The organism is Streptomyces sp. NPDC001709, assembly GCF_053596375.1.
The window spans coordinates 1-26273 of sequence record NZ_JBSFGB010000004.1 but is presented as its reverse complement, the minus strand read 5'-3'; the positions used below and the strand labels follow the sequence as shown (position 1 = coordinate 26273).

Sequence of the window (26273 nt, the reverse complement as noted above, 5' to 3'; positions counted from 1 at the left end):
TCAAGGGGGTTGACGCGGCGTCGGTGCATATTGTCAGCCAAAGGGCCGCCCGGCCAACGCCCGGACGGCCCGTCATGAAATGCCGAAATCAATTGCTGCAGATGGGTGTCCTCCGTACCGTTCTCGCTTCCGAGAACGCTCGGGTTGGTGCGTTTATCCGACTATTAATCAGGTCCCGTCGGCGCCCCGGTGGTTCTCGTTGTCGGCGCTGCTCTTCCGTGTCCGACTGCGCAGGATCTCCCTGGCCCGGCCGCGTGCGGCGGCCTCGCCGGCGGCGGCCGCCAGCAGCGGCGCGGTACGGCGACGGGCCAGCAGGAGACGCTGGTTGACGACGGACTCGGGCTGCCAGCGGTACTTGTACGGCTCGTTGCCGCGCAACAGGCTCAGCACCCGGTGCTCGCCGGTCGCGAGGTGCTCGGCCGACGCGCGCACCACCATCGTCGCCACGTCTGCCTTGCGCTCCCGCAACCGAGGATGGACGCCGTACAGGTAGACGCCCGCCAACTGGCGTGAGAGCAGCGTCAGATCGACCGCCATGACCTCGCCCTCCAGCCGGTACTCCCGTACCAGCGCCTCACCGGAGCGGGCCATGGGGACGGTCGACCGAAGGAGGTGGTCGAGGAAGCGCGTCCGCAGGTGCTCCGGTGTCACTCTTCTGTCCTGCCATTGCAGTCGATGCAGCTCCAGCATGCGCCGCACCGACGACGCGGTCTCTTCGGGGCCCACTACACGTGACTCGACGCCGAGCCGGGTGAGCTTGTTCAGCTTGTTGCGGATCCGCTGGGAACGCGTCTTCGGCAGCCGCCCGAGCAGATCGTCCATGGGAGCGGCGGGCAGCTCCAGGCACTCGGAGTCGCGCAGCCGGCGGCGCGGGCCGCGCCAGCTGAGGTAGACCCGCTCCACCGCGGCGCCGGGCCGCACCTCGCGGAAGTCGATCAGCGAGGACCGGGCCTCGTCGTACAGGGCGTCCGCCAGCGCGAGGGCGCCCTGCGCGGCCGCCTGCTCGTCGAGGAGCACGTCGCAGAAGTCGGTGATGGCGCCGCCGATCGGCACCAGCGCGGGCAGCGGGTGGTACACGCGCATCAGCGGCGCGGCGGCCACCAACCGGCCGTGTCTGCGCACCAGCAGGAGCCGCAGCCTGCCCGGCATGCCGTACGACAGCCACCACGAGTGCACCCAGGCGTAGCTCTGGAACGGCGTCGCCGCCGGACACGCCCGGTACAGGCGCGCCCACTCCTCGGCCAGCCCGGCGAACACGCGCTCGTCGGTGCACACCTCCACCGACACCGGGCCGCCGGACGCGGTCATCCCACCTTCTCCGGCACCTCACCGGCATGGGCCGGAGCCGGCACCGACACGCGGGCCGTGTCGTCGTGGTCCGTGCTGCGCCGCGGCCGGACCAGCAGCGCCAGGCCGGCCAGCAGGCCTCCCGCGCCCGCGCCCACGAGCGTGGTCAGCTCGCGGGACGCGGACGACGGTTGGGCGGGCTTCATGGCGTAGGAGAAACTCACCAGCCTGATACCGGTGTCGCGGGCCGCGTGGTGGGCGTGCTCGATCAGCGAGCGGGCCACGGCGTTGGCGATGTCGGCGGCCTGGGCGGGGCGCGCGGAGGTGGCCGAGATCGAGACCATCGGCGCATCGGGCGAGGTCGCGGACCGTACGCTCTTGCGCAGCGTCCTGACCGGAACACCCGCCCACACCTGCGCGTCCCCGAGCACCGCGAGCTGCGTGGCGACGCGGCCGTACGCCTGCGCGAAGCCCTGCGCCGACTGGGAGTCGAACCGCTGTTTGGTCGGTACGGCCATGACATAGCTGGTGGCCGTGTACTGCGGGGTCTGCACCGTGCCGTACACCCCTCCGGCCGCGGCGCCGAGCAGTACGCCCGCGGGCAGGAGCCACCGCACGGACAGCCGCACGGACAGCCGCCCGGCGCGCGCGAGCCAGCGGAGGGAACGACGTGCGGACTGTGCAGCTGCGTCGGTCGTCATCGGGTGCTCACTTCCAGGGGCGAGTCGGAGAGGACTGCCGTGTACAGGTCCATCGTCTGCTGGGCGATGTTCTGGATGCTGTTGCGCTGCACGACCTCCGGCACGGTCCGCTCGGCGGGACCCGCCGAGTACAGCCGCAGCAGCTCCTGCGCGAACTCCTCGGCACCGCCCATGACGCGCCAGGCGCGGGGCGCCGCCTCGCGGGGCTCGTCCGAGACGGCCGGGGCGGTGGTGTACAGCACGGGAAGCCCGGTCGCTAGCGCCTCCACCACGGCCATGTGGTAGGTGTCCACCGTCGACGGCCCGGCCAGCACGTCCATCGCGAACATCAGGTCCGGCATGCCGGGCGCGTCGTCCCCCGGGTCCGGCACATAGGGGCGCTCGCCCGTCAGCACCACCCGGTCCGCGACACCCAGCTCCTGGGCGGTGCGCCACAGCGCGTCCTTCTCGGGCCCCGCACCGACCAGCAGCAGCCGTGCGTCGGCGGGCAGCTTCGGCAGCGCGCGCACGAGCACGTCGAAGCGCTTGCCGGGGATCAGGCGGCCGACGCCGCCGACGACGAACGCGTCCTCCGGCAGCCCGTAGAACATCCTGGCCTTCTTGCGGCGCACATCGTCGAAGCGGAACAGGACCGGGTCGAAGCCGATCGGGATCGTGCGGATGCGTGACTTGGGTACGCCCCAGCGCTGCAGATTCTCGGAGACCGTCGGAGAGATGGCGATCGTGGCACGGCCGAGGCGCTCGCCGAGCAGATACAGCGCCCGGACTCCGGCGGTCAGCGGCCGGCCCTCCATCTGCGCGTCGGTCAGGCAGTGCTCGCTGGCCACCACGGCCCGCACCCCCGCGAGACGCGCGGCGATCCGCCCGTACAGGCACGCCCGGTACAGATGGGTGTGCACGATGTCGTAGCCGCCGGTCCGGATCAGCCTGACGAGCCGTGGAAGGGCGCGCAGGTCGCGGTTGCCGCCCATGCCGATGTGGAAGACGCGGACACCGTCGGCCCTCAGCCCGTCGGCCACCAGGCCCGGGTTGGTCAGGGTGACCACGTCGCACTCCACGTGTGCGGGCAGGTGGCGCAGGAGCTGGCGCAGCTGCTGCTCGCCGCCGCCGGCCTTGAGGCCGGTGATGATGTGTAGCACTCTCATGAGGTCTCCTCCAGAGTTCGGCCCCAGGCACGGGCGAGCCGACGTTTCAGTTCCAGATGCACCGCGGTGTCGGACCGCCCGATGTGGATTCGGGGCAGCGCGAGATCCCCGGCGATGTCGGGGCCGGGGGCGATGGCGCAGGCGTACCGGTAGCCGGCGCTCCGCACGGCATCCCGGACGCGCTCGTCGACCGTGCCGTACGGGTAGCAGAAACCCTCGATGCCACCACCGGTGATCCCGGCGAGGATGGCGCGGCTGTCGTGGACCTCGGCGTGCACCACGTCGTCCGGGGCGAGAACGAGGTCTCTGTGGACGAGGCCGTGCGAGGCGATCTCGATACCGGCGCTCGCGGCACGGCGGATCTCCTCCACGTCGAGCAGCCGCTTGCGCGGGCCGTCCGGGTCCCAGTCGTTCTCGCCGCCGAGCCGTCCGGCGAGCACGAACACGGTCGCGCTGCACCCCCAGCGGCGTAGGACGGGCAGCGCGGAGACGACGAAGTCGGCGTACCCGTCGTCGAAGGTGAGTCCGACCAGGCCGCGTTCCCTGCCCTGCGCGCGGGCCGCGAGCAGTTCTCGCACGCTCACCCCGCGCAGCCCACGGCCGCACAGCCAGGCGATCTGGCGGTCGAGGCGATCGGGGGAGACGGTGATGTCGTACGGGTCCCGCGGGCAGTCCGAGACGGAGTGGTACATGGCCACCCAGGCAGCCGGGCCGCGATGGGCACGTCTCGGTGCGGCAGGCGCGGTCGTACGGCTGGGCACCGGTGCGTCAACGGCCACGGCGGGACTCCCTTGTGAGGGAGCGTCGTACGGTGCGTGAGACGGCGGACATCAGCGACCGTACCTCTGCCGCGTCAAGGACCCAGACCAGCAGCAGGAAGACGGCGGTCACGCCCACGCTGCCCGCGCCGACGGAGGCCAGGGGCGAGGTGAACCGTTGTGCGCACAAGAACCCGGCTCCGGCGGCGCATACCGCCGCGACCACGGGCTTGGCCAGTTCGACGGCGAGCCGGCGGACACGCACGGGCACGCTGTGCGCACCCAGCCCGTACAGCAGGATGAGTGCGGTGAGGGTGATTCCGGCCGCGTTGCCCGCGGCGATACCGCGTGCCCCCCAGGTCTGCATGGTCCATGCGTCGATGCCGGCGGTGGTGACCATGCCCACGGCCATCGCCCCCACCGGGTACCACGTGCCGCGCCCCGCAGAGAAGTACGTCCGTACCAGGGCGCCCACCATCGTGTGGCCGAGCAGCCCGAGCACGTACACCCGCAGGATGGAGGCGGTCGCCGCGGTGTCCTCGGCCGTGAACGCGCCCCGCTGGTAGAAGAGTTCGACGATCTGCGGCGCGCAGGACATGATTGCGGCGGCGCCCAGGAGCGCGATGCAGGCCACCAGGACCAGGTCCCGCTCGATGCGCTCCCGGGCCCGCCGCAGGTCGCCCTGGGCGATGGCCTGTGCCACCACGGGGTAGGTCACGATGGCCAGCATCAGAGCCAGCACCATGGGGTACTGGCCGACCTTCTGGGCGTAGTTGAGGTGCGAGATGGAGCCGGCGAAAAGCGCCGATCCGAAGTAGCGCTCGACGAGGATCTGCGAGTGCCGGAACAGCGCGAAGATCAGAACCGTTGCCAACAGGGCGAACGACAGCGGCCCGCTCTCGTTCCCGGCGTTCGCGGACGAGGCGGGCCGGGGGCCGTCGGCCATTCTGCGCCACAGGGCCACGGCCTGCACCGTCGCCATGAGGCACCCCCCGAACGCGACGCCGAGCGCGGCCGAGCGCACACCGAGGTACCCGCCGAGGGCGAGCATCGTGACGATGATCGCGGTGTTGGAGGCCAGGGAGATCGTCGCGGGAGCGAGGTACGAGCGGTGCGCCCGCAGCGCCGCGCCGCAGTACCCGGCCAGTCCGAAGGTCAGCACGCAGGTCGCGGTCAGGCGGGTGCAGTCCACGGCGAGGGACGGATCGGGCAGGCCGGGAGCGAGGACGGAGACCAGCAGCGGCGCCCCGGTGATGAACACCGCGGCCAGGGCGGCGAGGGCGAGCCCCAGCCGTGGCAGCGATGCGGAGATGAACGCCCGTACCGGGTCGGGAGAGACGACGCCGTGCGCCCGCCGGGTCAGCGCCACACTGAACGCGGGCACGAGCACGATCACCATCCCGTCCTCGATCAGCAGTGCCCCGGCCAGCTCGGGAAGGGTCCAGGCCACCAGCATGGCGTCTGTCTCGCCGCTCGCTCCGAAGAAGTGGGCCAGGGACTGGTCCCTGACGAGTCCGAGCAGCGCCCCGGCCAGCGTCAGCACGGTGGTGATCAGGGTCGCCTTGGCGAGGAAGCGGCCCGAAGGGGCCGACGTGGGAGCCGTATCCACCGCACGAGCGGTGGCCCGGCTCCTTGCCGGTAGGCCCTGCCGGTCATCGGACAGGTCTGTCACTACGGGACCGGCCGGCGCCGCGTCATCCGGCCCGATCGGAGTGACCTCCGTGCCGCCGGCGGCGCCGTGCGTCATCCGTGGGGGTTTCATCGCGGGCTCTCTTCCGAAGGCGTGGTCGTGGCACCCGCCGCGCCGCAGGCCAGTCCCCACCAGGCCGCGAGACCGAATTCCAGGGCCACGAGAGCCGTGGAGCCACCGCCGGTGTCGGCGTACGCGAAGTCCACGAGCTGCCACAGGAGCAGACCGCACACGATGATCGCGCAGTCCTGGCCGTGCCGTGCCCGGCGTGTCCGCACGAGCCTGCGCAGACCGCACACCAGCAGGGCCAGCCAGCTGCCCGCCACGGTCACCAGGCCCAGCAGGCCCTGCTCGCTCAGGACTTCGAGGTACATGTTGTGCGGGGAGAGGAAGGGCTCGCGGTAGAAGCCGTGGCCGGCGCCGTCCGTATCGGAGGCCGACTGCAGCGAGAGCGGGGCGTGGCTGTCCCGGTACTCGGGGAAGGCCTTCAGCCCCACGCCGGTCACCGGGTGTTGCTCCCACATTCCGACCGCGGACGCCCACAGCCCGTACCGGTCGACGACCGCCTGGTCCGGAGCGTCGGTGACCTGCATGATGCTGTCCAGGCGCTCCTGCAGGATCGACGTGCCCACACCGAACCCGCCGACCAGCACCACACCGGCCGCGGCCGCCGCCAGGAACACCTTCAGCGCCCGCCGCACACCGGCGAGCAGCAGCTGCGCTCCGCAGGCCGCGACCGTGGCGATCCAGGCGCCCCGGCTGAAGGACACCGTGAGGGGGACGAGGAGAGCCAGCGCGCACACCCCGGCCACGATTCGGTGCCGCGGTGCCGAGGTCCCGAGCGCGAGACCCGTGGCGGCCACCACTCCGGAGGCGACGACCGTCGCCATCGCCATCACCTCGGTCGGCCCGAACGTGCCCACCGCCCGCACGAACTCCCGGCCGTACGCGGCGCCCGTACCGGTCAGGTACTGGTGCACCCCGACCGCGCCCTCCCACACCGCGAGCCCGATCACCGACCAGGCCACCAGCCGTGCATCGCGGCGGTCGCGCAACAACAGCACCACGGCGACCGGGACGAGCACGAAGATCTGGAGGTTGCGGGCCAGTCCCACGAGGCCCTCACCCGCGCTGGGCGCGCCCAGCGCGGCGACCGCGACGCCGATCACGGGCAGCCCGAGCACGACGGCCGCCGTCCGCGTCAGCGGACGACGGGCCTGGCGCGCGGTGCGTACGACGGCCCAGAGCACCACCAGCCCGCAGGCTGCGTCGGCGGGCGTGGCGCGGCTGCCCGACGTGCCGGGCAGCCCGATCAGCGCGATCGTCGCCACGACCGGCAGAACGGGAGCGGCCCGGCGCAGCGCGGGCAGGGGCGACGCCAGCGATGACGCGGGCACGAGGGCAGCACTCACCGGCACTCAGCTCCCCGGCGGCCGTTCGGAGAGAGGGCCGTGCTTTCCGAAGTCATGGGGGGTCGGTCTCCCTGCATTTCGTGGGCGGGGCCCCGGTGCACGGTCACAGGCCGCCGCCGTACGGCACGGAATGGAGATTCTGGACACGGCAAGAGACGTGGATCGCGCTGTCGATCGCGAATATCCGGAGACGGGCACCTCTATCGCTGCATATATTTATCTGAGAACTTGCCGACTTTGGCGGAACTGCGAGGTCGGCCGGGCCGTGTCCCGGACCTCGGACACCCCGTTGGGCGCACCCGGCACCTCGAACGGCTCACCGCCGCAACCTCATCGGAAGACGTGCACGTAGTCGGCGCTGAACGTGATCGGGTCGCTCGTCTTCGGGGCGGGGTGGAAGGTGCCCGCGGAAATCGACAGATTCACGTTCAGGTAAGCGGACCAGTTCGGATCCACTCCGCGACCGTCCTCGTAGACCAGGGCGCCGTTGACGTACCAGTCGGCGGAATGGGTGCCCACCAGCACACCGATACGCATCCAGTCCTCCTTGCCCGGGGGACCGATGGCGTCGTAATTGGCCGCCTCCCGGACATGGTTGGCCATTTCCAGCAGGTCCGGGGCGTCCGGATGGTATTCGAACAGGTCGATCTCGTGGCCGTCGCCGACCCAGGTCCACACCGACGGCCAGGCTCCGACCGCGGTGGGCAGCTTCACCCGGGCCTCGATGTAGTCGCCGGGGCGCAGACGGAACCCCTCTCGGGACCATTCCGTGGTGATCAGCCCCGTCTCCCAGGCCTGCAGACCGTTCTCCAAAGTGCGCCGACCGGGCCGAGCCGTGAAAGTCGCCATTCCGTCGGCGACACGCACGTTGTCGGGATTCACCCAGTCGAGCTTAAAATACCTTGGATTGTGGGTTCCGTATTCATAGGCCGAGCTGGCATTGCGGGTCCAGCGCTCACCCCATGTGATGGGCGAGTTGAACTCTTCCGCCCAGGCGAGTTTCCTCCCCTGGGACGGATCCACGTTCCGGCCCATCGAGACGACCTGGAACCTGGACTTTTCGAGCGGGTGGTAACCGGTCTCGTCCTCGTAATAGGCGTACTGGGTGTAGGTGCCCGCCCGAAAGGTGCGGGGCTGGGTGGTGAAGGTGAAAGCGCCGGGGCAGATCCGTGCGTTCTCGACCGTGCCGGGGTAGTCCAGGCGGTTTTCCAGCCCGTCCTGTACGGCTACGCCCACCTTCCGGACCGTGATGCATTCGGGCGCGTGCAGTTTCACCGTGGCCGCCACCGCGGTTCCCGGCTGCGCGCCGGACGGAGTGATGGCGTCCTGGACGATCCCGCCGATGCCGTCGGACAGTCGGCCGCTGCCGGGAACGCTCCTTTGGGCGGACGGAAGGGAGCCGTGGGTGCTCCCGTGCGGCGCGGTGTCCTGTGCGCTGCACGCCAACGACACCATCCCGACCATCATCAGCGCCGCGACGCGGCTCGCCGTCCTCATGCGCGGGACCTCCTGCACCGTGCCGTCACCGCCGGCCGAACGGCTTGCGAATTCAGGGGGCGGTGATCAGGGGCAGTAGATCATGTCATGTGCCGAAGAACCATTTCTGTGGGCTTTGATGACCAAGTGTCGGATTGATATGAATTTCACACCCGGCAGGTACGGGCGCGCCGACAGCGACGGCAAAGGCGCGAACACACATCGTGTGCCCGTGTCACTCGGCGTCCCACCACTCCATGCCTGCGGAGGTTCTCGGCGGCAGCGTATGAGACTGACCGCACGGTCTGGCCCGCATGTACATTTCGCGCGACCTGGTACCGGCCGCACAACCGGCGTCGTCGTTTATCGTCGCAGTTCGGGGATGCCGCCGGGGAGTTCCAGGTGCTGGGCGGCCTGCCGGACCTGAAACGGCGGCTGGAAGCCGCGGGGGACCTCCCTTGATCACCAAGGGTGCACCCGGGGCTGACCCGCGTCGCGTGAAACCGTCTCTGACCAGCAAAAAGCCCTCCCGATGGGAGGGCTGAGGCTATGCGCCCCCGGCAGGACTCGAACCTGCGGCCAAGCGCTTAGAAGGCGCCTGCTCTATCCACTGAGCTACGGGGGCCTGGTGCGGTGGCTTCGTGCCGGGTGCCCTGGTCCGGGCCGATCCGTGACGTTGCCGGGGACAAGGATAGAGCTCCCCGATCCTTGACCCTGTCGCTTCCCCTCCGTGGCTCGATGTGGAGGTTCGGTGAAGCGGTCTGATAATCGCAGGCAGGCGCGACTCGCGCACCGCTTTTGGGCGCCCGACGCGCCGGGTGTTGTGCACTCGTTATGCCTGGACTGTGCCCGTGTCCCAATGGTTCCCTCCGCCCGTTCTGTCCTCCCGGCGCGCAGGCATGTCTATATGCTTCAGAATCACCCTAAAATTGGGCATTCTTCGCTTGTGGTGACCTTGGACGTACGGCCTCAGCTGCTCGACACACTCTCCGCTCTGCGCGACCGTGTCGCCGCCACACGCTTTCCGCTGCCCCTGCCAGGGGCCGCACGCGCGCGTGCCAACCGCGACGAACTCCTCGCACAGCTCGACGACTACCTCGTACCCCGCCTGCGAGAGCCCGAGGCGCCACTGCTGGCCGTCATCGGCGGATCCACCGGCGCGGGTAAGTCGACGCTCCTGAACTCCCTGGTCGGGCAGCGCGTGAGCGAGGCGGGCGTGCTGCGGCCCACGACCCTGACGCCGGTCCTCGTCTGTCATCCGGAGGATCACCAGTGGTTCAGCACGATGCGCGTGCTGCCCGATTTGACGCGGGTGTGGGTGACCCGGCAGGAGGACCCCCTCGACGACCTCCTGCCGCTGCCCGCCCGCGAGGAACCCGGGCGCGGGCGCGTGCTGCGCATCGAGACCGCCGAAACGCTTCCGCGTGGGCTCGCCCTCCTCGACGCGCCCGACATCGACTCGCTGGTCGCCGACAACCGGGTCCTCGCCGCCGAGCTGATCTGCGCCGCCGACGTCTGGATCATGGTCACGACGGCGACCCGCTACGCCGACGCCATCCCCTGGCACCTGCTGCGCACCGCCAAGGAGTACGACGCCACACTCGTCACCGTCCTGGACCGGGTGCCCCACCAGGTCGTCAACGAGGTCTCCCGGCAGTACGGCGCCCTGCTCACCAAGGCCGGGCTCGGCGCCGTACCCCGCTTCACCGTGCCCGAGCTGCCCGAGTCCGTCTGGGGCGCCGGCCTGCTGCCCGCCACCGCCGTCGCGCCCCTGAAGAACTGGCTCGTCCACCACGCCCAGGACCCGGCCGCCCGGCAGCAGGTCATCGCCCGTACGGCCCACGGTCTCCTCGACTCCCTCACCTCGCGCATGCCCGAACTGGCCAGCGCCGCCGCCGCCCAGTACGCGGCCCGGCTCCGGCTCACCTCCGTCGTGGACACCGCCTACGACAACGAGCACGCACGCGTGCGGGGCCGTCTGCAATCGGGTGCCGTACTCGCCGGGGACGCCCTCAAACGCTGGCGCGCCTTCCCCCTCGACTGCACCGCGGGGGAACTCCTCGACGCCCTCGTGGAGAGCCTCGCGGCCCTGCTGCTGTGCGCCGTCACCGCCGCCGACGAGCACATCGACGAGGTCTGGCGCCACGAACCCGCCGCCGAGGCCCCAGGGCTCGCGGCTCGCGCCGCCTCCCTGGAGAGCGCCGAGCACCGCATCGGGCTCGCGGTACGGCGCTGGCGGCGTGAGCTGGAGGAATACGCCGAGGACGAGGTGCGGGAACTGGAGCGCACGGTGGCCCTCGACTCCGAGGTGGTGGCCGCGCTGGTCGCCACCGCCGTCCTGGGCGGGCGGCGGGCGCGCAACGCGGGCGAGGGACTCGCCGAACGGATCAGCGCCCATGGCGCGCTCCGGCTGCGCGACCGGGCCGGACGGCTGCTCATCGAGCATGTGGACCGGGTCCTGCACACCGAACGCGAGCGGCGCCTCGCCCCACTCGATGCCCTGGGGGTCCATCCCGAACCCCAGGCCCAACTCATCGCCGCGCTGTCCGTACTGCAGAAGGAGAGGTGACCGGTGACCGCCGTCACTGACCACGACCACACGGACCACATGGGCCCCGCCGGTCAATTCGGCAACGCAGAGCGCCAGTCCGTGCACAACGATCACTCCGACCAGGCCGGCGACATGGACCACAGCGAGCACATCGGTCGTAGGGAGCGCAGCGCTTACATGGAGCACGGGCACGGGCAAGGGCAGGGGGAGGGGCGCGGGCGCGTTCGCGGGTCGGGGCAGGAGCCGGGAGAGCGGCGTGCGGCCGGGGCCGGCCGGGGGAACCCCGTCGCCGGCGAGTCCGGCGACGGCACCGGGGCGCGGGGCCCTGGCGAGAACCGCGGCGGCTCGGGGGATTCCGGCGCCGGAGCGGCCGTTGGCACTGCCGCCGCTGCCGCCGCTGCCGCCGCTGCTGCCGCCGCTACGGAGCCGGCCGAGGGCGCGACGGACGCCGTGACCGGGGACGGGACAGGGAACGCGACGGGGGAGGCGGCGAACGAGGCCGTGGAGGGGCGTCACGCGCGCGTGCGCGACCCGAGGACCGGAGCCGACAACCGGCCCGCCGCGGCGACGGACGGCGGAAGGGGCGCCCGGGACGGGGACACACGGCGGGGGCGGCACGCGCGCGTGCGGGACGAGGACGTTGCGCGGGAGGTCGGTGGGGCCTGGGAGGCCGCCGGGACATGGGAGGCCCACAGGGCCGAGGAAACCGGCGGTTCTGCGGAGACCTGCGGAACTCAGGACCCCGGTGCAACCGAGGAACCCGGCTGCGCGGCCACGAAGGCGGCAGAAGGGGCTGGGGAGACACACGAATCAGAGGAGGCCGGCGAGACCGTGGAACTCGGCAGCGGGACCGAAGAGGGCACGACCCGGAAGCCCGCCGAGAGCCACGGTGTGTCCGCGCGTGAGAAGGACGCCCACGCCGCCCAGCCGCCGCATCCCCGTTCGCCGTACCCGCAACGGCGCCGACCGGCGCCCGCCGGCCCCGACAGCACCAAGACCGCCAGAACTCCCGGCCGCCCCGCCATCACCTTCACCCCCACGCCCACCCCCACACCCACGCCCACCCCCGCCGCCGTAGGCCCCGCAAGCGATGGGACGCCCGGCGCCACCCCCGCCCAGGACACCGACCCCGCCTCCGCCGACGACCCCTGGGGCGACGGGCTGATCGCCCGACGGGTCACGGAGGGCACCGCCGAGCGTGCCTCCGCGCTGGAGACCACGAGCCGGAGCCAGAGCGGCAGTCAGACCCCCACCCCCCTGGCGTACGACGGCACGCTTCGCTCCCGGCTGGACGCGCTCCGCGAACTGATCGGGCTGTCCCGGACCCGGCTGGACCCCCATACCCTCGCCGAGGCGGGCCGGGTGCTGGACGAGGCGTCGGCCCGGCGCAAGCTGTCCGGCCAGCACACGGTCGTCGCCATCGCGGGCGCGAGCGGCAGCGGCAAGTCGCAGCTGTTCAACGCCCTCGCCGGAGTGGCCATCTCGGAGACCGGCGTACGCCGCCCGACCACCGCGTCACCCATCGCGTGCAGTTGGAGCGACGGCGCGGCCGGCCTCATCGACCGGCTCGGCATCCCCGGCCGCCTGCGCCGCCGCCCGGCGCACAACCCCGACAACGAGGCGCAGTTGCGCGGGCTGGTCCTGATCGACCTGCCCGACCACGACTCCGCCGCCGTGGAGCACCGCAAACAGGTCGACCGGATCCTGAAGCTGGTCGACGCGGTGATTTGGGTGGTCGACCCGGAGAAGTACGCCGACGCCGTGCTGCACGAGCGCTATCTGCGGCCCATGGCCGGACACGCGGAGATCATGCTCGTCGTCCTCAACCAGGTCGACCGGCTGCCCGAGGAGGCCGCCGACCAGGTGCTGGACGACCTGCGCAGGCTGCTCGACGAGGACGGCATCGCGCTCGGCGAGTACGGCGAACCGGGCGCCACCGTGCTCGCGCTGTCCGCGCTCACCGGCGAGGGCCTCGGCGAACTGCGCGAGGTCCTCGGCCAGTTCCTGGCGGAGCGCGGCGCGGCCGCCCGCCGGGTCTCGGCCGACGTGGACGCCGCCGCGGCCGGGCTGAGCCCCGTCTACGCCACCGGGCGGCGGGTCGGCCTCAGCGAGGAGGCACGCGAGGAGTTCGCCGCACGGCTCGCGGACGCGGTGGGCGCCATCGCGGCGGGCGAGGCCGCCGAGCGCGCCTGGCTGCGCAACGCGGGCCGCGCCTGCGGCACGCCCTGGCTGCGGCTGTGGCGCTGGTACCAATCCCGCGGCGAACCCACCACGGGCCGCACCCCGGTGCGCGTGGCCCAGCCGGACGAGGAGGCCACGGCCCGCCAGCGCGTGGAACAGGCGGTCCGTACGGTGTCCGAACGGGCCTCGGCCGGGCTCCCGGCGCCCTGGGCGCAAGCGGTGCGCGAGGCGGCCGTACGCGGCTCCCAGGGGCTATCCGAGGCGCTGGACGAACTGGCCGCACGGGCGGGTTTGCCGCCGGGCCGGCCACCGCGGCCGGGCTGGTGGCCGGGGGCGGTGCTGGTCCAGGCGGCGATGACCCTGCTCCAGGTCGTGGGCGGCCTGTGGCTTGGCGGCCAGATCGTCGGTGTCATGGCGCCCAACCTCGGGGTTCCGGTGCTCCTGATGCTGTGCGGGATCATCGGCGGGCCGCTGGTGGAGTGGAGCTGCCAGATGGCGGCCAGAGGCCCGGCCCGGCGCTACGGCCAGGAGGCGGAACGGCGCCTCAGAGAGGCGGCCGCCGGCTGCGGCCGGGCCCGCGTGCTCGATCCGGTGGCGGCGGAGCTGCTGCGGTACCGGGAGGTACGGGAGCAGTACGGGCGGGTCGTGGGGAGCGGCACGCGGGTGGGGTGAGGGTCGGAGTGGGGGCGCGTGTGGGGGTGGGGTGGTGTGACAGCGAGGGGCCTCGGAACGTTCCGGGGCCCCTCGGTCGCTTTCCGGGGCTCCTCGGCTCGTCATCGGGGCTCCTCGGCTCGTCATCGGGGCTCCTCGGCTGGTCATCGGGGGTTCCGGCGCCAGGGTGAACAGGGCGGCCGGGGACGGGGGTCACTCGTCCGGGTGGCGGGTTTTTCCACAGGTGGGCTGGTCGTCCACAGCGCTCAGCGACTTCGGCCGGGCGGAGGCAGTCTGGGGTCGCGGCGATCGCACGGCGCCTCCGGCGTATGCGGCCCGCACGACCGAGACACGCCTTCGAGACACACGACCGACATACACGACCGACATACACGACCGACACACACGACCGACACACACGACTGACACACACGACCGACACAGCGGTACGGGACGGCCCGTACGTGTGTCCGCCCGGCCGGAAAAGGACCGGGCGGGGGAGGGGAGCGAGAACATGAACGAGACGATCGTCTGCGTGGTGGGCAACGTGGCGACCCAGCCGGTGTACCGGGAGCAGGCGGCCGGCCCGTCGGTCCGGTTCCGGCTCGCGGCGACCACGCGCTACTGGGACCGGGAGAAGAGCGCCTGGACGGACGGGCACACCAACTTCTTCACGGTGTGGGCCAACCGCCAGCTCGCGGCCAACGTGACCGCGTGCGTGGAGGTGGGCCAGCCGGTGGTCGTACAGGGCCGGCTGAAGGTGCGCACGGAGACGCGCGAAGGGCAGCAGCAGTGGGCCTCCGCCGACATCGACGCCGTGGCGATCGGCCACGACCTCTCACGGGGTACGGCCGCCTTCCAGCGCACCGCCAAACCGGAACCCGCCCTGACGGCGACCCGGCCGGAGCCGAACTGGGAGACACCGCGTCCCGCCGACCCCCAGCCGGAGGGCGCACCCCAACAGGCCCCGGAGCCAGCAGCGGTGACATGACATCAGTAAACGGTCGCCAGGATGCCCAACAGCCTGTACGAACCGGTGGATTTGTCGATATGCCCAGCTCATGGACGGTCCCGGCGATAACGATTACGGATCGGATCGCCCATCGGATCATCCGACCGGCAGGAGAGGCTCCGGCTGATCCATAGGATGCCGGGCGTGCCCCTAGGGGCTGCCGATTCTGCTGGTGGGACCGTCCCCCACGTCCAACGGGTCCTGCTCGAAGGGGAATTCTGTGCTTGCTGCGTTCTCTGGGTTCAGCCGTTCCACCGGAGCGGCCCGCCTGGCCGCCGCCACGACGGTGTCCGGTCTCGTGGCGGCCGGTGTGCTGTCCGGCGCCGGTAGGGCCGCGGCCGACGGGACCGACGGCACGCCGCAGACCCAGGGCGGGGCGACGGCCACGACCGACGGCCTGAAGACCTACGGCGAGGCAGTGATCCACGAGGACGGCGGCGACCAGCGGGTGGCGGCGGGCCTGTTCGAGATGTCCGTCGACGGCGGCGGCACCCTGCAGACGTACTGCGTGGACCTCCACAACCCCACCCAGCGCGACGCCCGCTACCAGGAGACGTCCTGGAGCGACACCTCACTCGGTGCCAACAAGGACGCCGGCAAGATCCGCTGGATCCTGCAGAACTCCTATCCCCAGGTCAACGATCTCGCCGCGCTCGCCCGCCAGGCCGGCGTCGGCACGCTGACCGAGCAGGACGCGGCGGCCGGCACCCAGGTCGCGATCTGGCGCTACTCCGACCACGCCAAGGTCGACGCCGTCGACCCGCGGGCCGAGAAGCTCGCCGACCATCTGGAGAAGGCCGCCCGCGACCTCGGTGAACCGCAGGCCTCGCTCACGCTGGACCCGCCCGCGGTGTCGGGCCGGCCGGGTAAGCCGCTCGGCCCGGTGACCGTGCACACCAACGCCTCCGGCGTCACGGTGAGCCCGCCGCCGGACGCGGCCACCAGCGGGGTGCGGATCACCGACAAGACCGGCAAGGTGATCACCTCGGCGCAGGACGGCACCCGGCTGTACTTCGACGTCCCCGAAGAGGCCGCGAACGGCACGGCCCAGCTGACCGTGCAGGCGTCGACCACGGTGCCGGTGGGCCGCGCCTTCGCCTCCGACAGCCGCAGCCAGACCCAGATCCTGGCCGGCTCCAGCGAGTCCACGGTGTCCGCGACCGCGACCGCCACCTGGGCGGCCGAGGGCGCCATACCCGCGGTCTCGGCCCGGAAGGACTGCGCCAAGAGCGGCGTGGACATCATCGCGGCCAACAAGGGCGACGAGCCGTTCACCTTCGAGCTGATGGGCGCCGAGCACACCATCCCCGCGGGCACCACCCGCACGGTGACCGTCCCGCTCCAGGAGGACCAGGCCTACGACTTCACGATCACCGGCCCGCACGGCTTCAGTCACCGCTTCACCGGCATCCTCGACTGCAAGACCCAGGGCGCGATCACGGCCCAGACGACCCGGGCCCACAATGAGCCCAGCCCCGCCTCGGTGGGCGGCGGCACCACGGCCCCCGACACCGACCTCGCCGCAACGGGCGGCTCCGCGATCACCCCGCTGATCGCGGGCGTGGCCATCGGCTTCGTGGTGATCGGCGGCGGGGTGCTGGTCCTGCTGCGCAAGCGGGAACAGCCCGGCGACTGACCCGGTTGACGGGTTTCCGCCCAGGGGGATCGTACGGCGAGAATGTGAGGCCGTGTCAGGCGGCTTGGACCGTCTCTGGGCCGTGCCCCGTCGTCGGTCTGTGATGAGCGTGACCGACGGCCCGGTACATCGCCGGGAGGGTGAACCCCGGTTCGCTGTGGCCGAGATGGAGGCTCAGGGCCTTGATGCCCCCTCGGGACAGGGGCAGGAGGTGACACCTGCCTGCGGCGCCGGACGCACGACCCGACAGCCAGCCTTCATCTCAAATGCCCTGATTTGGAGTGTTGACGTCATACCTCCGGTATATGACGATAATCGGAATAACGAGCGCCGAACTGTCGCCCTGTGGACCGCGCGGCGCTCCCGTCTCGGCCCGAAGGAGGGCGGCAATGAGGACGTTCCGGAGGCGTATACCGGGCAAGAAATCGGCGGTGGCGGCAATGATCCTCGGGGCGATCGTCTTCGCCGCTCCGACCGCGACCGCCGCCACCGAGAGCCCGAAGCCCCAGAGTCCCAACCTCGACCGTTGCGTCCACAGCGCTGGTCCGGCCGGGCGCTACTACTACCCGGGCTTCTCCAACATCCCCTGCATGTGAGTGGCGCATCGGACCAAGGGGGGATCGGTCACCAGGTCAGGGGCTCGCCCGCGGCGCGAGTCGGGTCCCTGAGCGGTTTTGGGGGGTGCCTGGGAAAATGAGAGAGAGGATCTCAGAAGGGCCGAACTCGTGATCATCTTTGGCACCAAGGCATACCTGTACCAGCTCGCGATACTCACGCTGGTGTGCGGTCACTGCGGCAACCCTGCCGCGCACACGCTCAGGAAGCGCGTCACCAAGTTCACGCTGTTCTTCGTGCCGCTGTTCCCCTTCTCGACGAAGTACGCGACGCAGTGCACGTTCTGCGGCATGGAGCAGGAGGTCACCAAGGAGCGGGCCGAACAACTGCAGGCACAGGCCGCAGGCGCTCCCGGCAGTGAGGCGTACGGGCCGTCGCAGCAGCCGTACCAGCACCCTGGAGTCTGATCGTGCCTGCCAGGTGATCACTCCCGGGCCGTCCCGGGGCGCCCGAGGCACCCCGAGGCCACTCGACGCTGACCGACAGTGACGGACGAGCCACTACCGCCGCCAGCGAAACCCCCAGGTCAGCGGCCCCGGACTATACGGGTTTCCATCCGGGGCTGGCCGTCAGGCAAGATGGGGTGTATCTGCCCACTGCCAGATTTCAAGCTGCCGGACGGTTTCTCTTGGCTGAGTTCATTTACACCATGCGCAAGACGCGCAAGGCGCACGGCGACAAGGTGATCCTCGATGATGTCACCCTGAACTTCCTGCCGGGAGCGAAGATCGGCGTCGTCGGTCCGAACGGTGCCGGTAAGTCGACCGTGCTGAAGATCATGGCGGGGATCGAGCAGCCGTCGAACGGCGACGCGTTCCTGTCCCCGGGTTACAGCGTCGGCATCCTGCTCCAGGAGCCCCCGCTGAACGAGGAGAAGACCGTCCTGGAGAACGTCCAGGAGGGTGTCGCCGAGATCAAGGGCAAGCTCGACCGGTTCAACGAGATCGCCGAGCTGATGGCCACGGATTACTCCGACGCGCTGCTCGACGAGATGGGCAAGCTGCAGGAGGAGCTGGATCACGCCAACGCCTGGGACCTCGACGCCCAGCTGGAGCAGGCCATGGACGCGCTCGGCTGCCCGCCCGGCGACTGGCCCGTCACCAACCTCTCCGGTGGTGAGAAGCGCCGCGTCGCGCTCTGCAAGCTGCTGCTGGAAGCCCCCGATCTGCTGCTCCTCGACGAGCCCACCAACCACCTCGACGCCGAGTCGGTGAACTGGCTGGAGCAGCACCTCGCCAAGTACCCGGGGACCGTCGTCGCCATCACCCACGACCGGTACTTCCTCGACAACGTCGCCGAGTGGATCCTCGAACTCGACCGCGGCCGCGCCTACCCGTACGAGGGCAACTACTCCACGTACCTGGAGACCAAGGCCACCCGTCTCAAGGTCGAGGGCCAGAAGGACGCCAAGCGGCAGAAGCGCCTCAAGGAAGAGCTGGAGTGGGTGCGCTCCAACGCCAAGGGGCGGCAGGCCAAGTCCAAGGCCCGCCTCGCGCGCTACGAGGAGATGGCCGCCGAGGCCGACAAGATGCGGAAGCTGGACTTCGAGGAGATCCAGATCCCGCCGGGCCCGCGGCTCGGCAACATCGTCGTCGAGGTCGACAAGCTCAACAAGGCCTTCGGTGAGAAGGTCCTCGTCGACGGGCTCTCCTTCACGCTGCCGCGCAATGGGATCGTCGGTGTCATCGGCCCGAACGGCGCCGGTAAGACGACGCTGTTCAAGATGATCCAGGGCCTGGAGACGCCGGACTCCGGCAACATCAAGGTCGGCGAGACCGTCAAGATCTCCTACGTCGACCAGACCCGCGCCAACCTCGACCCGAAGAAGACGCTGTGGGAGGTCGTGTCCGACGGGCTCGACTACATCAACGTCGGCCAGGTCGAGATGCCGAGCCGGGCGTACGTGTCCGCGTTCGGGTTCAAGGGCCCGGACCAGCAGAAGCCGACCGGTGTCCTCTCCGGTGGTGAGCGCAACCGGCTCAACCTGGCGCTCACCCTCAAGCAGGGCGGCAACCTGCTGCTCCTCGACGAGCCCACCAACGACCTCGACGTCGAGACGCTCTCCAGCCTGGAGAACGCCCTGCTGGACTTCCCCGGCTGCGCCGTCGTCGTCTCCCACGACCGGTGGTTCCTCGACCGCGTCGCCACGCACATCCTCGCCTACGAGGGTGAGTCCAAGTGGTTCTGGTTCGAGGGCAACTTCGAGTCGTACGAGAAGAACAAGATCGAGCGACTGGGTCCGGACGCCGCGCGTCCGCACCGCGCCACCTACAAGAAGCTGACCCGGGGCTGATCGATCTTGCGGCACATCTACCGCTGCCCGTTGCGCTGGTCGGACATGGACGCGTACGGACATGTCAACAACGCGATCTTCCTCCGCTATCTGGAGGAGGCTCGCATCGACTTCCTGTCCCTGCGGGGCAAGGAGTCCAAGCAAGGGTCCGTGGTGGCGCGCCATGAGATCGACTACAAGCGGCAGCTCGTCCACCGGCCCACGCCCGTGGACATCGAGCTGTGGATCACGGAGATCAAGGCCGCGTCCTTCACCGTCACCTACGAGGTGAAGGACGCGGACGTGATCTACGTGCGGGCGTCCACCGTGATCGTTCCGTTCGACTTCGAGACCCAGCGGCCGCGCCGGATCACCCCGCAGGAGCGCGAGTTCCTCCAGGGGTACCGGGACGACGCCGACGAGGAGGCCGTCGCCGCATGACGGTGCTGCACCTGGCCGATGAGACGGAGGCGGCCGATCTCGCCGCCTTCCTCTCCCGGCTGCTCCACTACGACCGTGGAGCCGCGGTGCGCCTGCAGGCGTCCGGCACGGCGCTCGCCGTGTTCGGCCGCCCGCCGTCCTTCGAGGTGCTGGCCGTCCGCGCGGTACGGCTGGCGAAGCCGTACGAGAACGGGCTCGACGTCACCCTCGACGTGACCGTCTCCGCCGGAGAGTTCCTGGAGTCCGTGGACGAGCGGGCGGCCACGGCCGCCGTACCGGCCGCGGTCACCGGTCCGCCGTGGGCCGGTGTGCTGCCGCCGCGCGGCGGCTGGCAGGCCGAGCCGGGGCTGCCCGCCCCGGACGCGCTGCGGGCGACCGTCGCCGCCGCGGTCACCGAGTTCCGCTCGCGTACGGAGGAGCTGGCGCCGGACGGCCGTACCCGCGCGGAACTGGACCGGATCGGGCGGGACATCTGGTCCCGGGAGATCGGTCGGACCGGGCTCCCGGTACGGGCCGTGCACGCGGCCCAGTCCCTGGGCTTCCTGCGGCCCGGGACCGATCCGGCCGACACCGGGCTGTTCTCCTCGGGGGCGTGGCTGCGGTTGCGCACCCCCTACGGGTCCGTCGCCGTACGGCGTACGGGACTCGGGTCGCTGGGCGTCAGCGTGCGCTGAGCCTCACTCCGGTGACCCTGAGCCGTCCGGCCACACCCCGATGTGGTCCGGCTCCAGTTCCAGGGCCACACGGTCGCGCATGTCCAGGGCGCGGAGGTAGTCGGCGGGCAGTTGGAGGCGGCCCGCGCGGTCGAGCATGGCGTACTCGCGGGCGACGACCGTCTCGTGGCCGGTCGCGGCGTCGATCTCGCTGCGCCGCAGTACCTCGGTGGAGGTGCGGCCGTCACGGATGGCGACCGTACGGCGGACCTCGCCGGCCACGGCCTGGTCGTGGGTGACGATGACGATCGTGGTGCCGAGGGTCTCGTTGGCCGCGCGGAACGCGTCGAAGATCTGCGCGGCGGTCCGGGAATCGAGTTCGCCGGTGGGTTCGTCGGCGAGCAGCACCGCGGGGTCGTTGGCGAGGGCCACGGCGATCGCGACGCGCTGCTGCTGGCCGCCGGACATCTCGTGCGGGCGGCGGTCGCGGCAGTCGGCTACGTGCAGCAACTCCAGGAGTTCCAGGGCGCGTTCGGTCCGTTTGGCGCGTTTGGTCCGGGTGCCGGAGAGCTGGAGGGGGAGGGCGATGTTCTGGGCGGCGGTGAGGTAGGGGAGAAGGTTGCGGGAGGTCTGCTGCCAGACGAAGCCGACGGTTTCGCGGCGGTAGGTCAGGCGGTCCCGTGCGGTCATGGTGAGCAGGTCGTGACCGGCGACTCGGGCGGCGCCGGCGGTAGGGGTGTCCAGGCCGGCGAGGATGTTCATCAGGGTGGACTTGCCGCTGCCGGAGGCACCGACCAGGGCCATGAGTTCGCCTTCGCGGACGAGGAGGTCCAGGCCCTGGAGGGCTTGGACTTCGATGCCGTCCGTGGAGAAGATCCGGACCAGGCGGTCGCAGGTGATCAGGGCGTCGTGGCCGTAGGCGGGTTGGCTGCGGGTTTCCGCGACGCGGTTCGCCAGGTCGGTGAGGGTGGGATTGCCGGTCATCCAGGCTCCTGAGTGAGTGCCCTGAGTGAGTGCGCTGCGGTGTGGGTACGGCGGTATGGGGACGGCGGTGTGGGGTGCCGCGATGGCCGACGGCGCTGTAGCTCCCCAGGACGCCAGGACGCTCATCGGCCGTCCCCCGCCCTCAGTTCCGGCACCGACCCCCTGCGCCCCGTCCACCACGCCTGTACCGTCGCGACCCCCACCGTCACCAGCACGACCAGGAGCGCCGGGACCGTCAGCGACCACGTGTCAGGGCGCAACCGGGCTTCGGCGAGGGGAGATTGGGCCGAGGACAGGGCGATCGTCGTCAGGTCGATGCCGGGGGACAGCAGACGGATCGTGGACCAACCGGTCAGGGCGGAGCCCAGCGCGGCGAGCAGGGACTGTGGGAGGGACTCCAGGATCAGCAGGCGCCGGCCCTCCGCGCGGGTGAGACCCATCGTGCGCAGGCGGGCCAGGAGTGCCGTGCGTTCGGGGGCCGCGCGCAGGAGGGCCAGAAGGAGGGCCAGTACGGCGAAGCCGGCGCCCGCGGCCACCGCCGCCGCGTACACGTGCTCGGCGCCGGACTGGAGCGGTGAGTCGGCGTACCGGGCGCGCTCGGCGGCCAGGAGACGGACGTCGGCCGAGTGGGCCGCCGCCTGCCGCAGCGCGCCGGCGTCCAGCTGGTCGCCGGTCAGCAGCAGGGCCGTCGGGTGGTCGGCGGGGGAGGCCGGCCCCGTCCGGTTCACGACGAGGAAGTTGCCGCCGGACACCGCCGGGGTGGTGGCACGGACGAGCGCGATGCGTACGGTGACCGTGCTGCCGTCCGACAGCCGGACCGGGAAGGGGCGCCGGGTGCCGTACTCGGACGCGACGGACGGGGAGGCCACGGCCGGCAGGGGGCGGCCGGGCAGGGTCCTCAACTCGGGGGCGTGGAAGGCGCCCAGGCCCGTGCGGGACGCCAAGGCGGCGTAGGCCGGCGGGTCCACGCCCACCAGGGGTATCGAGTCCTGGCCGTCCACCGGCTTGGCCTGGTAGTCGATGCTCACCGCCGCGACGTCCCGCACCCCGTGCACGGCGCGCACCCGGGCCGGGAGGGCCGTCGGGAGCGGGGTGTCGGAGTCCAGGCGGGCGTCGGCACCGATGGCCAGCAGCGCCGCCCGGTCCCGGGCGTCGGCCACGCCCGCCAGCACCGAGCCGCCGAACGCCGCCGTGGTCAGCGCGGTCAGCAGGGCCAGCAGCGGCAGCACGGCCGAGGCCTGGGTGCGGCCCGCCCGGGCGAGGGAGAGATGGCCCGTCGCCCCGCGCAGCCGGGCCGCCGGGCCGGTCAGCCGGCGCAGCAGCAGGGGGTAGAGGCGGAGCAGGAGCAGCGCGGCGATGACGCCGACCAGGACCGGGGCCAGCGCCACCAGCTGGTCACCGCTCGTGCCGCGCCGGCGCAGGGCCGCGACCGCTCCGGCCGCCAGTACCAGCAGGGTCACCTCGGCGACCGTACGGCGCCGGGAGGGCCGTACGGTCGCCAGGTCCGCGCGGTCGGCCGTGGCGCGCACCGCGCGGTGTGCCACGGCGGCGCGCAGCGGCAGTGCGCAGCAGGCGGTGAGCGTGACGGCGGCCGCGGCGGCGACGGCGTACCCGGTGCGGCCGGCCGGGACCATGAGCAGGGCCGCGGCCAGGCCGAGCGCGCCGGCCGGTACGGCGGCCACGGCGGTCTCGGCCAGCAGCCGGGCGGCGAGCGCGGGCAGGGAGGCGCCGCGGGCGCGCAGCAGGGCGAGTTCGGCGCGGCGCCGGTCGGCGGCCAGGCCGCCCGTCATCAGCAGCACGACGGCGACGACCGTGCCGGTACCGGCGGCGGCGACGGACACCAGGGGGGCGATGCCGGAGCGCAGCTTGGCGAAGGAGCCGAGGGCGTCGGCCAGGTCGGTGTTGATGTCGGCGTTGCTGTCGGTGAAGTCGCGGGCGCGTTGCAGTGCGGGGCCGGACTCCAGGGCGGCCACGGCCGACTTCAGCCGGTCCAGGTCGTGGGCGTGCAGGGCGTGCGGGTCGGGTGCGAGGAACCAGTAGCGGAACGGGTTCACGGTCGTGCCCAGCAGGGCGGGAGCCGCGTTCTGGGGGAGCAGCAGTGTGCCGAGCCAGTACTTCGGCGGGTCCCCGCCCGGGCTGGGGATGGTCACCAGGACCGGGGTGCGCAGCCGCGGGACGGTCGACCAGTAGGCGCCGTCGGGGTCGCGCGGGACGAGGACGCCGGTGACGCGGACCGCGAGCGGGGGGCGGCCGGCGCCCGGCACATGGATGACCGAACCGACCCTGATGTGCAGGGACTTGGCGGTGGCGGCGGTCACGGCGGCCTCCACCTCGGGTGTGCTCGCGTCCACCGGGCGGTCGGCGCGCGGCATGCGGCCGGTGCGGACGCGGGCGTGGTCGGCCAGGCCGCTCGGCGCGAACAGCGAGACACGGGCGGGCAGTCCGGTCGGGCGCGGCAGGAACGCGTCCGGCACCGCCGGGTTCACGCTCCCGGCGACGCCGTACACCGACTGGGCGCGGTCGACGGTCAGCGGGCTGCCGACCGTGGTGAGAACCTTCCGGTACTGCCGTTCCAGCGCGGCCGGGCGCATCGCCGTGGCCCGCTGCCCGGCCGACCGGCCGAGGTCGGGCTGGGGCGCGAGCACCTGCACGGTGGTGCGGTCGGGGCGCGCCTGCGCGAACGCGCGCCGCAGGCCGGCGTCCTCGTACCGGTCCACCGCGCGCGGGAAGGCACCCGCCAGGCACGCGGCCAACGCGACCAGCAGCGCGAGCGCGCAGGCGGCCCCGGGCGCGGCCCGCAACCGCGTCCGCACCCAGGGCGCGACGACACGTGGCACCGGACGGCTCACCTCAACCCACCTCCTTCCCAACCCGACGCGACGAGGCGAGGCGCCACCCCGGGCATGCGCCGCACCGGCTGACCCGCGCGGCTCACGTCCCGTGCCCGATCGGCCCGCGGCACCGAACGCCTCACCTCGCCCGCCCCCTCCTCGGCGTGCCCCACCTCACTCACCCCCCTGCTCCCGCAACGCCCGCGCCGGATCCCCCCGGCGCAGGGTCGGCAGGGCCGCCACGGCGAGCGGGACGGCCGCGACCGCTGCGAGCAGCAACGTGACCCGGGTGGGCGGGAGTTGGACCAGGAGGGGTGGTACCGGGCGGGTGGCCTCGCCGGTGAGGACGATCAGGGGGAGGACGGCGCGGGAGAGTGCGGTGCCGAGGCCCAGGCCCACCGCGAGTGCCAGGCCCACCAGGACGGCCTGTTCGGCGGCGATCGTGCGGGCCAGCCGGCGGCGGGGCACGCCGAGCGCGCGCAGGACGGCGAACTCGGTGCCGCGGGCGCGCCGTGCGGCCGCCGCACCGACCGCGAAGCCCACCGCGGCGAGCGCCGCCGCCACCACGGCCGCCGCGGTGAACGCGGCCGCGGGGCCCGCGCCGAAGGGATCGTCGCGCAGCTCGGCGGCGATCTCGTCGCGCACCACCACCTGCCCCGGGTCGACATCCGGCAGCGCCCGTACAGCGGCGGCCACCGCGGCCGCGTCACCCGGCCGCCCGGGGTCCAGCCACCATTCGTCCGGCGTGACGCTGTCGCCGTACCGCGCCTGCAGTACCTGGTTCACGGTGCGCAGGTCGAGCAGGACCGCGCCGCCGTCGCGGGCGCCGGTGGCCGCCGGGTCGGCGGTGGCGGGCAGGGCGCGCGCGGACCGGACGATCCGTACCGGCAGCGTGTGGTCGCCGATCGTCAGGTCGACGCGCTGGCCCACGCGGGCGCCGGCCGAGGCCAGATAGCGGTCGGTGGCCACGGCCGGCACCGCCGCGGGCGCGCGCTGCGGCACGTCGAGGCGGACGGTGAGCGAGGCGACCCGCCACGCGTCGGCCTCCGGCAGGTAGCCGGTGCCGTAGACGAAGGTGTCGGTGCCGGTGAGCCTGGGACGGGTGGGGCTGGTGGCCGCGCTCGCGACGGCGTCGCCCGCGGTCTGCGTCGCGGTGGTCCACCGGGCGGGCAGCGCGAGCCGGTGTTCCGTGCCGTCCGTCCCGGTCGCCGTCAAAGCGCCCAGGACCAGCCGGTGCCGGGCCGGCTTGCCCGGCTGGTTCATGTCCAGGCGGAGCCCGGTGAGGGTCAGCGGCGCGGTGCCCACGTCGGCCGTCAGGAGGTGTGGGCGTCCGTCGGTGGGGAGCTGTCCGAACGGCAGCTGGTACGGCACCCCGTACCGGTCCGCCAGCGTCACCGTCACGTCGGTGACCACCCCCGGCCCCGCCGAACTGCCCAGTGTCGCCGCCAGCCGGAGCCGGACGGTGCCCGTGGGCACCCGGGTCCCGGCCGGGGCGCCCCGCGGCGCGAGCCCGGCGAGCAGCGGCCGTACCGGCACGTCGGCCAGGTCCGGGCGCATCAGCAACGCGTCCGCCGCGTGCCCGGTGTCCAGCGCCAGCACGGTCGCCGTACGGTCCCCGGACAGCGGCTGGGAGACGCGGACGGCCGGAGCCACCTCGCGCACGTGCGGCAGCCGCGCGTACAGGTCCGTACGGCCGAGCCCGCTCTCCCCGGCCGACACCACCCGCACCGGCGCCCCGGCGCGGAAGTCGGCCTGGTCGTCCTGCGAGCGGCCCCAGGAGGCGGCCTGCCCGATCGCGAGCATGCCGAGCGCGACCGCGAGGACCAGCAGCAGTACCGGGCCCGCGGCGCGCGCGGTGCGCCGGCTGAACTGCCAGCCGGCCCGCAACGACTAGTGACCGAGCCCGTGCGTTATGTGATGTGCTGGGAGCGAACACGCACCTGGCAAGGGCGTGCGACATACGACAGCACGGCCGAG

Annotated in this window: 19 protein-coding genes and 1 tRNA gene; 9 read left to right on the top strand and 11 right to left on the bottom strand. The window is 72.2% G+C overall.

What is annotated here, in order from left to right; genetic code table 11:
- Positions 1–168: 168 nt before the first annotated feature.
- The 8 genes from ACWC0C_RS07235 to ACWC0C_RS07200 form a co-directional block, all read right to left on the bottom strand.
- Complete coding sequence (locus ACWC0C_RS07235) at positions 169–1308, bottom strand: GNAT family N-acetyltransferase (RefSeq protein ID WP_450862308.1); 1140 nt, start codon at positions 1306–1308, stop codon at positions 169–171.
- Positions 1305–1988, bottom strand: coding sequence for a lipopolysaccharide biosynthesis protein (locus ACWC0C_RS07230; protein WP_450862306.1), 684 nt, complete (start codon positions 1986–1988; stop codon positions 1305–1307). The genes ACWC0C_RS07235 and ACWC0C_RS07230 overlap by 4 nt, the downstream gene beginning before the upstream one ends.
- On the bottom strand, positions 1985–3133 hold the full coding sequence (locus ACWC0C_RS07225; RefSeq protein ID WP_450862304.1) for a glycosyltransferase: 1149 nt from the start codon (positions 3131–3133) through the stop codon (positions 1985–1987). The genes ACWC0C_RS07230 and ACWC0C_RS07225 overlap by 4 nt, the downstream gene beginning before the upstream one ends.
- Positions 3130–3912, bottom strand: coding sequence for a polysaccharide deacetylase family protein (locus ACWC0C_RS07220; protein WP_450862302.1), 783 nt, complete (start codon positions 3910–3912; stop codon positions 3130–3132). The genes ACWC0C_RS07225 and ACWC0C_RS07220 overlap by 4 nt, the downstream gene beginning before the upstream one ends.
- Positions 3902–5638: a murein biosynthesis integral membrane protein MurJ gene (gene murJ / locus ACWC0C_RS07215; RefSeq protein ID WP_450862711.1), complete on the bottom strand. Its 1737-nt coding sequence runs from the start codon at positions 5636–5638 to the stop codon at positions 3902–3904. The genes ACWC0C_RS07220 and murJ overlap by 11 nt, the downstream gene beginning before the upstream one ends.
- Positions 5639–5649: 11 nt before the next feature.
- Positions 5650–6993 carry an O-antigen ligase family protein gene (locus tag ACWC0C_RS07210; RefSeq protein ID WP_450862301.1) on the bottom strand — a complete coding sequence of 448 codons (1344 nt, stop codon included), beginning with the start codon at positions 6991–6993 and terminating at the stop codon, positions 5650–5652.
- Positions 6994–7323: 330 nt separating this feature from the next.
- On the bottom strand, positions 7324–8490 hold the full coding sequence (locus tag ACWC0C_RS07205; protein ID WP_450862299.1) for a glycoside hydrolase family 16 protein: 1167 nt from the start codon (positions 8488–8490) through the stop codon (positions 7324–7326).
- 531 nt (positions 8491–9021) lie between these two features.
- Positions 9022–9094: transfer RNA gene (locus ACWC0C_RS07200), tRNA-Arg, on the bottom strand.
- 321 nt (positions 9095–9415) lie between these two features.
- On the opposite strand from ACWC0C_RS07200, the gene ACWC0C_RS07195 reads away from it, so the two are divergent.
- The 9 genes from ACWC0C_RS07195 to ACWC0C_RS07155 all read left to right on the top strand — a co-directional run bounded on the left by ACWC0C_RS07195 (position 9416) and on the right by ACWC0C_RS07155 (position 20502).
- The gene (locus ACWC0C_RS07195; protein WP_449195212.1) at positions 9416–11038 is read left to right on the top strand and encodes a dynamin family protein; all 1623 of its coding nucleotides are present in this window, start codon (positions 9416–9418) and stop codon (positions 11036–11038) included.
- Positions 11039–11851: 813 nt separating this feature from the next.
- Positions 11852–13873 (top strand): GTPase, encoded by a 2022-nt coding sequence (locus tag ACWC0C_RS07190; RefSeq protein ID WP_450862709.1) that lies wholly within the window; start codon positions 11852–11854, stop codon positions 13871–13873.
- A 493-nt stretch (positions 13874–14366) separates the two neighbouring features.
- A complete protein-coding gene (locus ACWC0C_RS07185) occupies positions 14367–14843 on the top strand; it encodes a single-stranded DNA-binding protein (protein ID WP_449195211.1) in 477 nt (158 codons plus the stop codon).
- Positions 14844–15084: 241 nt separating this feature from the next.
- Positions 15085–16500 (top strand): Cys-Gln thioester bond-forming surface protein, encoded by a 1416-nt coding sequence (locus tag ACWC0C_RS07180; RefSeq protein ID WP_450862296.1) that lies wholly within the window; start codon positions 15085–15087, stop codon positions 16498–16500.
- Positions 16501–16889: 389 nt separating this feature from the next.
- Positions 16890–17096, top strand: coding sequence for a hypothetical protein (locus tag ACWC0C_RS07175; RefSeq protein WP_449195209.1), 207 nt, complete (start codon positions 16890–16892; stop codon positions 17094–17096).
- 129 nt (positions 17097–17225) lie between these two features.
- Positions 17226–17522: a zinc-ribbon domain-containing protein gene (locus ACWC0C_RS07170; RefSeq protein WP_450862295.1), complete on the top strand. Its 297-nt coding sequence runs from the start codon at positions 17226–17228 to the stop codon at positions 17520–17522.
- A gap of 221 nt (positions 17523–17743) precedes the next feature.
- Positions 17744–19408, top strand: coding sequence for an energy-dependent translational throttle protein EttA (gene ettA, locus ACWC0C_RS07165; RefSeq protein WP_449195207.1), 1665 nt, complete (start codon positions 17744–17746; stop codon positions 19406–19408).
- A gap of 6 nt (positions 19409–19414) precedes the next feature.
- The gene (locus tag ACWC0C_RS07160) at positions 19415–19828 is read left to right on the top strand and encodes an acyl-CoA thioesterase (RefSeq protein WP_449195206.1); all 414 of its coding nucleotides are present in this window, start codon (positions 19415–19417) and stop codon (positions 19826–19828) included.
- Positions 19825–20502, top strand: a complete 678-nt coding sequence (locus ACWC0C_RS07155) for a hypothetical protein (RefSeq protein ID WP_449195205.1) — start codon at positions 19825–19827, stop codon at positions 20500–20502. The genes ACWC0C_RS07160 and ACWC0C_RS07155 overlap by 4 nt, the downstream gene beginning before the upstream one ends.
- A gap of 3 nt (positions 20503–20505) precedes the next feature.
- Here the strand turns inward: ACWC0C_RS07155 and ACWC0C_RS07150 are convergent, their stop codons facing one another.
- The 3 genes from ACWC0C_RS07150 to ACWC0C_RS07140 form a co-directional block, all read right to left on the bottom strand.
- Positions 20506–21465: an ABC transporter ATP-binding protein gene (locus tag ACWC0C_RS07150; RefSeq protein WP_450862294.1), complete on the bottom strand. Its 960-nt coding sequence runs from the start codon at positions 21463–21465 to the stop codon at positions 20506–20508.
- Between the two features lie 122 nt (positions 21466–21587).
- Positions 21588–24314 carry an FtsX-like permease family protein gene (locus ACWC0C_RS07145; protein WP_450862292.1) on the bottom strand — a complete coding sequence of 909 codons (2727 nt, stop codon included), beginning with the start codon at positions 24312–24314 and terminating at the stop codon, positions 21588–21590.
- 156 nt (positions 24315–24470) lie between these two features.
- Complete coding sequence (locus tag ACWC0C_RS07140; RefSeq protein WP_450862290.1) at positions 24471–26183, bottom strand: ABC transporter permease; 1713 nt, start codon at positions 26181–26183, stop codon at positions 24471–24473.
- Positions 26184–26273 lie beyond the last annotated feature (90 nt).

Excerpts from the sequence above, each read along its gene's own strand:
- ACWC0C_RS07155 (WP_449195205.1), top strand. The coding sequence starts at position 19,825 with ATGACGGTGCTGCACCTGGCCGATGAGACGGAGGCGGCCGATCTCGCC.
- ACWC0C_RS07235 (WP_450862308.1), bottom strand. The coding sequence starts at position 1,308 with ATGACCGCGTCCGGCGGCCCGGTGTCGGTGGAGGTGTGCACCGACGAG.
- ACWC0C_RS07230 (WP_450862306.1), bottom strand. The coding sequence starts at position 1,988 with ATGACGACCGACGCAGCTGCACAGTCCGCACGTCGTTCCCTCCGCTGG.
- ACWC0C_RS07185 (WP_449195211.1), top strand. The coding sequence starts at position 14,367 with ATGAACGAGACGATCGTCTGCGTGGTGGGCAACGTGGCGACCCAGCCG.
- murJ (WP_450862711.1), bottom strand. The coding sequence starts at position 5,638 with ATGACGCACGGCGCCGCCGGCGGCACGGAGGTCACTCCGATCGGGCCG.
- ACWC0C_RS07150 (WP_450862294.1), bottom strand. The coding sequence starts at position 21,465 with ATGACCGGCAATCCCACCCTCACCGACCTGGCGAACCGCGTCGCGGAA.
- ACWC0C_RS07175 (WP_449195209.1), top strand. The coding sequence starts at position 16,890 with ATGAGGACGTTCCGGAGGCGTATACCGGGCAAGAAATCGGCGGTGGCG.
- ACWC0C_RS07205 (WP_450862299.1), bottom strand. The coding sequence starts at position 8,490 with ATGAGGACGGCGAGCCGCGTCGCGGCGCTGATGATGGTCGGGATGGTG.
- ACWC0C_RS07225 (WP_450862304.1), bottom strand. The coding sequence starts at position 3,133 with ATGAGAGTGCTACACATCATCACCGGCCTCAAGGCCGGCGGCGGCGAG.